The sequence below is a fragment of the Aquabacterium olei genome, from assembly GCF_003100395.1.
In the GTDB taxonomy this organism is placed as follows: domain Bacteria; phylum Pseudomonadota; class Gammaproteobacteria; order Burkholderiales; family Burkholderiaceae_C; genus Aquabacterium; species Aquabacterium olei.
The window spans coordinates 1,938,009-1,950,094 of the sequence record NZ_CP029210.1 but is presented as its reverse complement, the minus strand read 5'-3'; the positions used below and the strand labels follow the sequence as shown (position 1 = coordinate 1,950,094).

At 66.8% G+C, this 12,086-nt stretch carries 11 protein-coding genes; 9 read left to right on the top strand and 2 right to left on the bottom strand.

Translation table 11 applies throughout. The features are described 5' to 3' along the window. Positions 1-12: 12 nt before the first annotated feature. Complete coding sequence (locus DEH84_RS08930; protein ID WP_109036542.1) at positions 13-594, bottom strand: superoxide dismutase; 582 nt, start codon at positions 592-594, stop codon at positions 13-15. Positions 595-668: 74 nt separating this feature from the next. Next, complete coding sequence (gene xseA, locus DEH84_RS08925) at positions 669-2,021, bottom strand: exodeoxyribonuclease VII large subunit (protein ID WP_109036541.1); 1,353 nt, start codon at positions 2,019-2,021, stop codon at positions 669-671. Positions 2,022-2,413: 392 nt separating this feature from the next. On the opposite strand from xseA, the gene DEH84_RS08920 reads away from it, so the two are divergent. The 9 genes from DEH84_RS08920 to DEH84_RS08880 all read left to right on the top strand — a co-directional run bounded on the left by DEH84_RS08920 (position 2,414) and on the right by DEH84_RS08880 (position 12,024). Then, positions 2,414-3,055: a MotA/TolQ/ExbB proton channel family protein gene (locus DEH84_RS08920; protein WP_109036540.1), complete on the top strand. Its 642-nt coding sequence runs from the start codon at positions 2,414-2,416 to the stop codon at positions 3,053-3,055. Positions 3,056-3,072: 17 nt separating this feature from the next. Further along, positions 3,073-3,507 carry an ExbD/TolR family protein gene (locus tag DEH84_RS08915; RefSeq protein ID WP_109036539.1) on the top strand — a complete coding sequence of 145 codons (435 nt, stop codon included), beginning with the start codon at positions 3,073-3,075 and terminating at the stop codon, positions 3,505-3,507. A 7-nt stretch (positions 3,508-3,514) separates the two neighbouring features. Continuing rightward, positions 3,515-4,579, top strand: a complete 1,065-nt coding sequence (lpxK, locus tag DEH84_RS08910; protein ID WP_109036538.1) for a tetraacyldisaccharide 4'-kinase — start codon at positions 3,515-3,517, stop codon at positions 4,577-4,579. A 7-nt stretch (positions 4,580-4,586) separates the two neighbouring features. After that, positions 4,587-4,814, top strand: coding sequence for a Trm112 family protein (locus tag DEH84_RS08905; RefSeq protein WP_109036537.1), 228 nt, complete (start codon positions 4,587-4,589; stop codon positions 4,812-4,814). Positions 4,815-4,817: 3 nt separating this feature from the next. Beyond that, a complete protein-coding gene (kdsB, locus tag DEH84_RS08900; RefSeq protein ID WP_109036536.1) occupies positions 4,818-5,570 on the top strand; it encodes a 3-deoxy-manno-octulosonate cytidylyltransferase in 753 nt (250 codons plus the stop codon). Between the two features lie 144 nt (positions 5,571-5,714). After that, positions 5,715-6,371: an adenylate kinase gene (gene adk, locus DEH84_RS08895; protein ID WP_109036535.1), complete on the top strand. Its 657-nt coding sequence runs from the start codon at positions 5,715-5,717 to the stop codon at positions 6,369-6,371. A gap of 92 nt (positions 6,372-6,463) precedes the next feature. Further along, complete coding sequence (gene dnaG / locus DEH84_RS08890; RefSeq protein WP_109036534.1) at positions 6,464-8,581, top strand: DNA primase; 2,118 nt, start codon at positions 6,464-6,466, stop codon at positions 8,579-8,581. Between the two features lie 117 nt (positions 8,582-8,698). Then, positions 8,699-10,942, top strand: a complete 2,244-nt coding sequence (gene rpoD / locus DEH84_RS08885; RefSeq protein ID WP_109036533.1) for an RNA polymerase sigma factor RpoD — start codon at positions 8,699-8,701, stop codon at positions 10,940-10,942. 146 nt (positions 10,943-11,088) lie between these two features. Beyond that, entirely contained in the window at positions 11,089-12,024 is a 936-nt protein-coding gene (locus DEH84_RS08880; protein ID WP_109036532.1) for an adenylate/guanylate cyclase domain-containing protein, read from the top strand. The last annotated feature ends 62 nt before the right edge of the window (positions 12,025-12,086 follow it).

Below are 12,086 nucleotides of genomic sequence, written 5' to 3'. Positions count from 1 at the left end.
CGCAAAAATCGCTCAGCCGAAATTCTTCTCGGCGAATTCCCAGTTCACGAGGTTGTTGAGGAAGACCTCGACAAACTTCGGACGGGCATTGCGGTAGTCGATGTAATAGGCGTGTTCCCACACGTCCACGGTCAGCAGCGGGGTGTCGCCCGTGGTCAGCGGCGTGCCGGCGGCACCCATGTTCACGATGTCGACCGAACCGTCGGCCTTCTTGACCAGCCACGTCCAGCCCGAACCGAAGTTGCCCACGGCCGACTTGGTGAAGGCTTCCTTGAAGGCGTCCAGGCTGCCGAACTTGGCGTTGATGGCATCGGCCAGCTTGCCGCTGGGGGCGCCGCCGCCGTTCGGCTTCATGCAGTTCCAGAAGAAGGTGTGGTTCCAGATCTGGGCTGCGTTGTTGTAGACGCCACCGCTGGACTTCTTGACGATCTCTTCCAGCGACATCGATTCGAACTCGGTGCCGGGGATGAGGTTGTTCAGGTTGGTGACGTAGGCCTGGTGGTGCTTGCCGTAGTGGTATTCGAACGTCTCCTTCGACAGGTGCGGCGCGAGGGCGTCAGGAGCGAACGGCAGAGGGGGAAGCGTGTGGGCCATGGTGTTGTTCCAGTTGGGGGTTGGACAGATGTGGGCGATTGTAGGCACGCGACAAGGGGTTCTGCCGCGTGAGGTCATTCCCCGAGCGCGGGGCGGGACTTGTGGGTGCCGGCCTCGGAGGGGGCCGCCTCGACCCCATTGACGTGCAACTGCAACACCCCGTCGGCCAGCACACCGCGGACTGTTGCGCCGACGGCCACCTCGGCCACGCTGGCCAGCGGATGACCGGCATCGTCACTGAGCCAGGCAAAGCCGCGCTCGAGCACGCGCCGGGGGTTGAGTGCCTCCAGCCGCCCCTCCGCAGCGGACAGCGTGTGTTCGGCGCGCTCGGTGCCTCGGGCCATGGCCCGCGCAAGCCGATGCGCCAGGGTGGGCAGCGTCTGGCGGGCCCGCTGCGTGCGGCGTTCACCCGCCGCCGCCAGCCTGTGCGACAGCAGGGCCAGCCCGCGATGTGCCTCGTGCAATGCCACCCCGGGTCGCGCGAGTCGGGCGGCGGCCCGGTCCAGGCGCTGGGCGTGACCGTCCAGACGACGACGAACCCGGTGATGCAGCAAGGCGGCCAGCCCTTCGAGCGCTGCGAGGGCCGCAGCACGGTCTCGCGCCACCAGTTCGGCCGCGGCCGTCGGTGTGGGCGCACGCAGGTCGGCAGCAAAGTCGCACAAGGTCACATCGGTCTCGTGCCCCACCCCGCAGACGACCGGCACCGGGCAAGCGGCAACGGCGCGCACGACGCGCTCGTCGTTGAAGGCCCAGAGGTCTTCGAGCGAGCCTCCGCCGCGGCACAGCACCACAGCATCCAGCTTCGTGCCCTGGCGGTGAAGCGCCGCCAGCGAGGCCAGCGCATCCACCAGTTGGGGGGGCGCCTCTGCCCCCTGCACGCTGGCCGGGGCCAGCACCACCTCGACATGGGGTGCGCGCCGTTGCAGCGCCGTCAGCACGTCGTGCAGGGCTGCCGCCGCCAGTGACGTCACCACGCCGATGCGCACTGGAAAGGCCGGCAGGGGTCGCTTGCGTGTCGGGTCAAACACCCCCTCGGCCTCGAGCCGCGCCTTCAGCCGCAGGAACTGCTCGTACAGCGCGCCCTCGCCGGCTGGGCGCAAGGCCTCGACGATGAGTTGCAGCTCGCCGCGGGCTTCATAGACGGCCAGCGTTCCGCGCGCCTCCACCAGCATGCCCTCGCCCGGCGCGAACTCGACCTGCGAAAGCGCGCGCCGGAACATCGCGCAACGCAGGCTGGCGCCGCCGTGCTCGTCCTTCAGCGTGAAATAGCCATGCCCGCTGGCAGCCCGGGTGAACCCGCTGATTTCGCCGCGCACGACGCAGGGGGAGAACCGCGCAGCCAGGGTGTCGCCAATGGCCTGCACCAGCGCCCCGACTCCCCACACGCGCGCCAAGGGGCGCTCCCCGCGCTCCAATCCACCCTGCATCAGATCACCCCTTCCTGACCCGCAAAACGCCCGCCCCCTGGCGCGCAGGGTCAACAAGTCCACAGGCGTGCCGGATCAAGGCACTGGCACACGAAGTGGCGAGCAGATCATTGCAAAGCGTCATAAGTCATTGATTTGAAAAGGTTTCGAAGCGCTCAAAAAACAGGCAATCTAAGAAACATGCCGTATTTTCGGGGGCCGCCGTTCGAAATCACAGGGTTGCCCACAAAGTTATCCACAGAAACGGTGGATGACTGTACGGTCGCCTTCGTGGCAAACCCCAGCGTGGATGGCGCCCGCCGTCGGCAGGGCACGCCCAAATCGACGCCATAATCCAGAGCTGTCCTGAGCGGGCCCGAGGAACGGCCCGCCCGACTTCCGGGGAGAACCTGTTGCTGTCCATCTTACAAGCCGCTGGCTGGCCCATCATCCCGCTGGTGCTGTGCTCCATCGTGGCCCTCGCGCTGATCATCGAGCGCTTCCTGAGCCTGCGCGCCGACCGCGTCGCACCGGGCAAGTTGCTCGACGAAGTGATGACCGTCACGCGGGGCAATCTGCCTCCCGCCGACACCATCAACAAGCTGGCCGAGAACTCGGTGATGGGCAAGTTGCTCGCGCAAGGCCTGCGTGCCGTGGCCGCCGAGCCCCGCATTGCCGAGCCGGCGCTGCGCCGGGCATTCGAGACGGCCGGACGCGACGCGGTCCATCAGCTTGAACGCAACCTCAATGCGCTCGGCACGATCGCATCGGCCGCCCCGCTGCTGGGCCTGCTTGGCACGGTGATTGGCATGATCGAGATCTTCGGTGCCTCGGGTGCCACGGCCGGCACGCCCGGCGGCAACCCCGCCGAGCTGGCGCACGGCATCTCGGTCGCGCTCTACAACACGGCCTTCGGGCTCATCGTGGCCATCCCGGCCCTGATGTTCTACCGGCACTTCCGCGCCCGGGTGGACGCCTACACACTGTCGCTCGAGCAGGCAGCCGAGACCATGGTGCCGCACCTGCTGCGCCTGGGCGCCGGTGGCCGCCGCTGAGACAGGACGCCCGCGCCATGCAGTTTCGCAAGCACCGCCCGCAGGATGAGCCGGAGATCAACCTGATCCCCTTCATCGACGTGCTGCTTGTCGTCCTCATCTTCCTGATGCTGACGACCACCTATTCCCGCATCACCGAGCTGAAGATCAATCTGCCGGTGGCGAACGCGCAGTCCACCCAGGCTCGCCCGAAGGAGCTGGTGGTGATGGTGACCGCCGACGGCCGCTACGTGGTGAACCAGCGCATGGTGGAAGGCCGCGGCACGGACGTGCTGGCGGCGGCCCTCTCCGGCGCAGCCGGCACGGCGAAAGACACGATCATCGTCGTCAACGCCGATGCCTCGGCCAGCCACCAGAGCGTCATCAACGTCATGGATGCCGCCCGCCGCGTCGGACTCTCGCAACTGACCTTTGCCACGCAGTCCACCTCGGACGGCCGCGGCGCGCCCTGACTCCGATTTGTCGGCCGACTTCTTTCATCGCACCTGGGCCCGCCGTGGCCTGGCCGCCCGGCTGCTGTGGCCCGTGTCGGCGCTGCTGCTCGGGCTCGTGATCGCACGGCGCCTGGCCTATCGGTGCGGCTGGATGCATGCGAGGCGTCTGCCGGTGCCTGTTCTGGTGATCGGCAACCGCATTGTCGGCGGCGCAGGCAAGACCCCCACCACCATCGCCCTGCTGCATCACCTCCAGCGAGCGGGCTGGCATCCGGGCGTCCTGACGCGCGGCTACAAGGCCGCGCAAACCCCAGGCGGGCTCGTCTGCCTGGACGCGGCCACCGCGCCCACACTCGACGCCTCGCTCACGGGTGACGAGCCGCTGCTCATCTGGCGACGCACCAGCGTGCCGCTGATGATCGGCCCCAACCGCGCGGCCGCCGGCGAGGCCCTGCTGAAGGCTCACCCGGAGATCGACATCCTGGTGTGCGACGACGGCCTGCAGCACTTGAAGTTGCACCGCGACATCGAGGTGGTGGTGTTCGACGAGCGCGGCGCCGGCAACGGCTGGCTGATGCCGGCTGGCCCCTTGCGCGAACCCTGGCACGTTGAGCCCGCCTCGGCGCTGGTGGCGCCCCCCGTGGTGCTCTACAACGCGGCCCGAGCCAGCACACCGCTGCCCGGGTACCTGGCACGCCGCACGCTTTGCGCACCGCTTGCCCTTGCCCACTGGTGGGCCGGCGTCGACGGCGAGCGGCTCCCTCCGTCACAGTGCGGTCCCGTCGCCGCACTGGCCGGCATTGCCCAGCCCGACCGCTTCTTCGATGCGCTGCGCGCGCTGGGCTTTGCCGTGACGCCCATTCCGCTGCCCGACCACGCTTCATTCGGCACGCTGCCCTGGCCGGCCTCCACACCCCACTTGATCGTGACCGAGAAAGACGCGGTCAAGCTCGACCCGGCACGTGTTGCCCGCGAGCGACCCCATACGCAGGTGTGGGTGGCGGGTCTAGACTTCGAACCCGAACCCGGTTTCTGGCAGGCACTCGATGCCGCGCTGGCCCGCCTGCCTGCCACCCTGCATCCACATTGAGACTGCCATGGACACCCGACTCATCGATCTGCTGGTCTGCCCGGTCTGCAAAGGCCCCCTGCAACGCCCGGCGCCGGGCACCCACCTGGTCTGCGCCGCAGACCGCCTGGGCTTCCCCATTCGCGATGGCATCCCGGTGATGCTCGAGAACGAGGCAGTGACGGTGGACGACCAGTTGCAGCCCCTGCCCCCCACCCAGCCGACGCCCGCCTCCAATGCCGCCGAGGGGGCCTGAGCCATGGCGTTCACCGTGCTGATTCCGGCTCGGATGGCTTCCACGCGCCTGCCTGACAAGCCGCTGGCCGACATTGCCGGCCTGCCCATGGTGGTCCGCGTGGCGAGGCAAGCCTCACTCAGTCAGGCTGCCCGTGTGGTGGTGGCCGCAGATCACCCGCGCATCGTGGCCGCGTGCGAGGCCCATGGCGTGGCCGCGGTCCTGACCCGTGCCGACCACCCCACCGGCAGCGACCGACTGGCCGAAGCCTGCGAGCAGCTCGGACTGGATGGCGACGACATGGTGGTCAACGTGCAGGGCGACGAGCCGTTGATTGCGCCGACCTTGATCAATGCGTGCGCTGCCGAACTCACCGCGCGCAGCGAGTGCGTCATGAGCACCGCTGCCCACCCCATCACGGATGCCGCGCAGTTCGGCAACCCCAACGTCGTGAAAGTGGTGCTTGATGCCGCGGGGCGCGCGCTGTACTTTTCCCGTGCGCCGATTCCATGGTGGCGCGATGGGCCCGCACCGGCCACCCCGGCAGACGGCCCCGGCACACCGCTGCGCCACATCGGCATCTACGGCTACCGCGCGGGCTTTCTGCGGCGCTATCCCGGCCTGCCGGTCAGCCCGCTGGAGCAGGTCGAGTCACTCGAGCAGCTGCGCGTGCTGTGGCATGGCGAGCGCATCGCCGTGCACATCACGCCGGATGCGCCCGGCCCGGGGGTCGACACCCCGGAAGACCTGGCCCGCGTGCGCGCCCTGCTGAGCTGACCGGACAGGCCTGTGCCCGCTGGGCACTGTGTCGTTTTGGCGCAGGGCAAACCGCCTTTTGTGCGAGGTTGCACATGGTATCCTCGCTGACTTGTCAGCTGTTCGGGATACGACCAACAGCTCCAACGGATACCGAGGAGATACATGAGACTGATTCTGTTGGGCGCGCCCGGCGCCGGTAAGGGAACCCAGGCCGCGTTTTTGTGCCAGAAGTACAGCATTCCCCAGATTTCGACGGGTGACATGCTGCGCGCGGCCGTCAAGGCCGGCACGGAACTCGGTCTCGCCGCCAAGAAGGTGATGGACGCCGGCGGCCTGGTCAGCGATGACATCATCATCGGTCTCGTGAAAGAGCGCATTGCCCAGCCCGACTGCGCCAACGGCTTCCTGTTCGACGGTTTCCCCCGCACGATCCCCCAGGCCGAAGCCATGAAGGCAGCCGGCGTGAAGATCGACTTCGTGCTGGAAATCGACGTGCCCGACTCGTCGATCATCGAGCGCATGAGCGGCCGCCGCGTGCACGTGGCTTCGGGCCGCACCTACCACGTCACCTTCAACCCGCCCAAGGTGGCTGGCAAGGACGACGTGACCGGTGAAGACCTGATCCAGCGCGACGACGACCAGGAAGAAACCGTGCGCAAGCGCCTGGACGTGTACCACCAGCAGACCCGTCCGCTGGTCGACTACTACGGCCAGTGGGCCGCCACTGGCGACACCGTCGCGCCCCAGTACCGCAAGATCAGCGGTGTGGGCTCGGTGGATGACATCACCACCCGCGCGGTCGAGGCCCTGAGCCGCTAAACTGGGCGGCAGCCGCCCTGGCTGCGCCCCTTGTTCGGCCCCGTCGCTAGGTGCGTCGGGGCCTTTGCTTTTCTGCCGCGCCTCTGCTGCCCGTGATCCCACCGTCATTCATCCAGGACCTGCTGGCCCGCACCGACGTCGCCGACGTCGTGGGTCGCTACGTCACGCTGAAGAAGGCGGGCATCAATTTCAAGGGGCTCTGCCCCTTCCACGGCGAAAAGACGCCCAGCTTCATCGTCAGCCCGACCCGCCAGACCTACCACTGCTTCGGGTGCGGCGTGCACGGCAATGCGCTGGGCTTCCTGATGGAATATGGCGGCCTCGGCTTTGTCGACGCCGTCAAGGACCTGGCCCAGATGCAGGGCATGCCGGTTCCGGAAGAGAACGTGCGCCCCGAGGAGCGCGAACGGCAGCGCCAGGCCCGCGAAAAGCAGGCCACACTGACCGACGTGCTGGCCCGCGCCGCCCAGCATTGGAAGCAGGAACTGAAAAAGTCACCCCGCGCGGTGCAATACCTCAAGGGACGCGGTCTGACCGGTGAGATTGCGGCGCGCTTTGCGCTGGGCTACGCACCGGAACGCTGGCAGGGACTGGCGAGCGCCTTCCCGAAATACGACGACCCGCTGCTGGTGGAGTCCGGTCTGGTCATCACGCCCGAGCCCCAGCCGGGCGAAACCGAAGGCAAGCGCTACGACCGCTTCCGCGACCGGATCATGTTCCCGATCCGCAACCCGCAGGGGCAGGTGATCGGCTTCGGCGGTCGGGTACTCGACAAAGGCGAGCCCAAGTACCTCAATTCGCCCGAGACCCCGGTCTTCGTCAAGGGCCGGGAGCTCTACGGTCTGTTCGAGGCGCGCGCCGCCCTGCGCAACAAGGGCTACGCCATCGTCACCGAAGGCTACATGGACGTGGTCGCGCTGGCGCAGTGGGGCTTTGGCAACGCGGTGGCCACGCTGGGCACCGCCTGCACGGCCGAGCACGCGCAGAAGCTCTTCCGCTTCACCGACCACGTCGTGTTCAGCTTCGACGGTGACGCCGCTGGTCGCCGAGCTGCCGGCCGCGCGCTCGAAGCCGCCCTGCCCTACGCCACCGACACCCGTCGCATCAGCTTTCTTTTCCTGCCGGCCGAGCACGACCCGGACAGCTACATCCGCGAGCATGGCCCGGAGGCCTTCGAAGCCTGCGTGAAGCAGGCCGTGCCCTTGTCGCGGCAGGTGCTAGAGCACGCCGCCATCGACTGTGATCTGGACAGCGCCGAGGGCCGCGCCCGTCTGCTGGTTCAGGCCATCCCGTTGATTGCGCAGTTCCCGGAAGGCGCGCTGCAGGGGCTCGTGGCCGACGACCTGGCCCAGATGGCCCGCACAGCCCCTGAAGAGGTGCGCCGTCGGCTCGCCGAGCACCAGTCGCGCACGGCCGACAAGGCGCAACGTCAGCGCGGCGACGCGCCGCGCGCCCCCCGCAGCCCAGGCGGAGACGCGGCCGAAGGCGCCTGGGATGCCAACGTGCCTGCCTTCGACCCGGACACCGGCGGGGGTTGGTCGGGCGACATGGGGGAGCCCGACTGGGGCGAGCCCTCGCAGACCGGCGGCGGCGCCTCACAGGGGGGCTGGGCATCGGGTGGGCACCGTCAAGGCGGTGGGCGTCCCTGGAAAAAGCCCTGGCGAGACGGGGGCGGCAGCCGCTGGCAGCGCCAGGGCAGCCCCGTCGAGCGCCGCCCCCTGCCCCAGGCCGCCACGCCGCTGGACCGGATCGTCTGGGCGTTGGTGTCCCACAGCGAGTTCTGGGAGCAACTGCCCGGCGCCACGCACGACCTGCTGTGCGACCAGCCCGCCCCCTACGGCGCCTTCTTCCGCTGGCTCGACCGCCTGCTGATCGACCAGGGGCTGCAGCCGGCCGACGCCCTGCTGGCCCTGATGCGCGGTGGTGAGGACGGCGCGCCAGCCGTGGAGGCCGACACGTCGCCATCCGACCTCGCCGTGCTGGCCAGGCGCGTCATGCAATTCGTGGACGTGCCGGACAACAAGGACACCGTGGACAACCTGCTGAACCTGATCAAGCCGCTGGAACTGGTGGCCCTCAGGGAGGAACTCGATTTGCTGACCCAGTCCGGCGAACTGTCGGAGGCCGCCGAGGCCCGCAAGCTGGAACTCGTGCGCCGCACCCTGGCGATGAAACTTGAAATCAGCCAGCACCGCCCCATTTCAGCCTGATGGGACGCCGCGGGATCCGGCGCTCACGCCGCACCGCAACATTTTTGACGACCCTCTTCGCTTGCGCGATAATGGAGGGTTCGACGATCCCCAAGATTCTCTATTCCGAGGAAGCGCATGACCGCGAAAAAAGCCGCGAAACCAGCCGCCAACCCTGCCGACACCGCCGAAGACACCCAGGTCGAACCGAAGGTCAAGAAGGCGAAAGCAGTGAAGGCCGCCGACGCCGACACGGTCGAGACCGCTGAACCGAAAAAGCGTGGCCGCAAGCCGAAGGCGGCAGCCACCACCACGACCCCTGCCAAGAAGGACGCCAAGAAGTCCTTCGATGAGGACGACGTGGGTGACCTCGAAGCCGAGATCGAAGGCGAACTCGACGCGGTGGAAGCCGAAGCCTCGGAAAGCGCAGCAGAGGAAGTGGGTGAAGACAAGCCCAAGGCCAAGCCGCTGCGCATGAAGGTGTCGCGTGCCAAGGAACGTGCGCTGATGCGCGAATTCGGCATCGACGAAACCGCCCTGTCCGAAGAGGAAGTCGCCAAGCGCCGCCAGGAGCTCAAGACCCTCATCAAGATGGGCAAGACCCGTGGTTTCCTGACGCACCAGGAAATCAACGACCACTTGCCAGAGAAGCTGGTCGAAGCCGAAATCCTCGAGGCCATCATCTCCATGTTGAACGACATGGGCGTGGCGGTCTACGAGCAGGCGCCCGATGCCGCCACCCTGCTGATTTCCGGCAGCGCCCAGACGCAGGCCACCGAAGAAGAAGCGGAAGAAGCGGCCGAGGCAGCCCTGTCCACGGTGGACTCCGAATTCGGCCGCACGACCGACCCGGTGCGCATGTACATGCGCGAAATGGGCACCGTCGAGCTGCTGACCCGCGAAGGCGAAATCGAGATCGCCAAGCGCATCGAAGGTGGCCTGCAGGCCATGATGCTGGCCATCTCGGCCTCGCCCACCACCATCGCCGAGATCCTCGGCCTGGCCGACAAGATCCGCGCCGGTGAAATGACCATCTCCGAGGTGGTCGATGGCTTCGTCGCTGCCGATGAGGCGGACGACTACGTGGCCGAAGAAGACTTCGACGAATTCGACGAAGAAGACGACGACGACGGCAACGGCGGCTCGAAGGCCCTGAGCAAGAAGCTGGAGGAGATGAAGAACCAGGCCCTGGCCAAGTTCGACTCCCTGCGCGCCAACTTCGAGAAGATGGCCAAGTCCTTCGAGAAGGACGGCTACAAGTCGGCCCCGTACAACAAGGCCCAGGAAGCCATCAGCCAGGAGCTGATGACCATCCGCTTCACGGTGAAGATCATCGAACGCCTGTGCGACGTGCTGCGCGCGCAGGTTGACGACATCCGCCGTTACGAGCGTGAACTGCGCAAGATCGTGGTCGACAAGTGCGGCATGCCGCAGGAGCACTTCATCAAGGTGTTCCCGCCCAACGTGCTGAACCTCGACTGGGCAGTGAAGGAGTCGCAGGCCGGCAAGAACTACAGCGCCGTGATGAGCCGCCAGCTGCCTGCCATCCAGGAGCTGCAGCAGAAGCTGATCGACCTGCAGGCCAAGGCCGTCGTGCCGATCGACGATCTGAAGTCGATCAACAAGCGCATGAATGAGGGCGAAAAGGCCTCGCGCGACGCCAAGAAGGAAATGATCGAGGCCAACCTGCGTCTGGTGATCTCGATTGCCAAGAAGTACACCAACCGCGGCCTGCAGTTCCTCGACCTGATCCAGGAAGGCAACATCGGCCTGATGAAGGCGGTGGACAAGTTCGAATACCGCCGCGGCTACAAGTTCTCGACCTACGCCACGTGGTGGATCCGTCAGGCCATCACCCGCTCGATCGCGGACCAGGCCCGCACCATCCGCATCCCGGTTCACATGATCGAGACGATCAACAAGATGAACCGCATCTCGCGTCAGCACCTGCAGGAATTCGGCTTCGAGCCCGATGCCCCGACGCTGGCCGCCAAGATGGAGATGCCCGAGGACAAGATCCGCAAGATCATGAAGATCGCCAAGGAGCCGATCTCGATGGAAACGCCCATCGGGGACGACGACGACAGCCACCTGGGCGACTTCATCGAGGACACCAACAACACCGCGCCGATCGAAGCCGCCATGCAGGCCGGCCTGCGCGACGTGGTCAAGGACATCCTCGACAGCCTCACTCCGAGGGAAGCCAAGGTGCTGCGCATGCGCTTCGGCATCGAGATGTCGACCGACCACACGCTGGAAGAGGTCGGCAAGCAGTTCGACGTCACCCGCGAGCGCATCCGCCAGATCGAGGCCAAGGCCATCCGCAAGCTCAAGCACCCCACCCGGAGCGACAAGCTGCGTACGTACCTCGACAACCTGTAAAACCCCTTGAGGTTTTCCCGCGACGCAACCCGGCTCCGGCCGGGTTTTTCATTGGGGCGTCGCATAATGTTCACCATATCTGTGCAACGTTGCACATTGCTCCAATAGCCAGCGACCTTTCGCAAGCCAAGCGACCTCCTCGCGCCATGGACTCCACCCGGGAACGCGCCATCCTGTTTGCCGACCTTCGCGGCAGCACGGCGCTGTACTTGAAGCTCGGCAACACCGAAGCGGCCACCGTCATCACCCACAGCCTGGCGATGCTCGGACAGATCGTTGCGCGCGCTGGCGGCCGCGTCGTCAAGACGCTCGGCGACGGCCTGATGGCCGCCTTCGATGACGCAGAACGCGCGGTCGAGGCCGCCGCCAGCCTGCACGACTCGCTCGAGCGCATCGTGCCGGTCAACGAGGGCCCGAAGGAAAAGGCTCCCGCCATCAAGCTGAAGGTGGCACTGGCCTGGGGCGAAACGGTCGAGGTGGCTGGCGATTGCTTCGGCGATGCCGTCAACGTGGCGGCGCGCCTGCTTGATCTGGCCGGAGACAACGAAACGCTCACCACGGGCGTGTTGCTGCGCGAACTGCCCAGCGACCAGCAGGAGCGCTTTCGCAGCATCGACAAGCTCTACCTGCGCGGGCGCAAGGACCCGGTTCCCGTGCTGCGCATGGAAAGCCTGCGTTTTGGTGACACCGTGGCCACCATGGCGCTCGACAGCCCTGAAACCGACATGCCCGATGGCATCCGCCTGATGTGGCTGTCGACCGAGCGGGTGTTCTCGACGGGCAGCATGCCCGTGGTCATTGGCCGCAGCCCGCAGGCCAGCTTCTGCATCGGGGACTCGCGCGTGTCTCGCTCGCACGCCCGGATCGAGTCGCATAGCGGACACCTTTACTTGAGCGACCTGAGCTACAACGGCACCCACGTGCGCTTCGATGGCGACGACCAGGTGCTGACGCTGCGTCGCGGTACCTGCACCTTGCACGGCAGCGGCGTGATTTCACTGGGCGCCCCCCCCAACGACCCCACCAGCACACAGATTCGCTTCGATGTGTTGAGCTTTTCCGACACATTGCCTCAGTACTGATGCCGACAGCCTTCGCGATGTCGGAGGCTTATGATCGAGACATCCTCGGGCCCAGGACGTGG

Excerpts from the sequence above, each read along its gene's own strand:
- DEH84_RS08930 (WP_109036542.1), bottom strand. The coding sequence starts at position 594 with ATGGCCCACACGCTTCCCCCTCTGCCGTTCGCTCCTGACGCCCTCGCG.
- xseA (WP_109036541.1), bottom strand. The coding sequence starts at position 2,021 with ATGCAGGGTGGATTGGAGCGCGGGGAGCGCCCCTTGGCGCGCGTGTGG.
- DEH84_RS08915 (WP_109036539.1), top strand. The coding sequence starts at position 3,073 with ATGCAGTTTCGCAAGCACCGCCCGCAGGATGAGCCGGAGATCAACCTG.
- DEH84_RS08905 (WP_109036537.1), top strand. The coding sequence starts at position 4,587 with ATGGACACCCGACTCATCGATCTGCTGGTCTGCCCGGTCTGCAAAGGC.
- kdsB (WP_109036536.1), top strand. The coding sequence starts at position 4,818 with ATGGCGTTCACCGTGCTGATTCCGGCTCGGATGGCTTCCACGCGCCTG.
- adk (WP_109036535.1), top strand. The coding sequence starts at position 5,715 with ATGAGACTGATTCTGTTGGGCGCGCCCGGCGCCGGTAAGGGAACCCAG.
- rpoD (WP_109036533.1), top strand. The coding sequence starts at position 8,699 with ATGACCGCGAAAAAAGCCGCGAAACCAGCCGCCAACCCTGCCGACACC.
- DEH84_RS08880 (WP_109036532.1), top strand. The coding sequence starts at position 11,089 with ATGGACTCCACCCGGGAACGCGCCATCCTGTTTGCCGACCTTCGCGGC.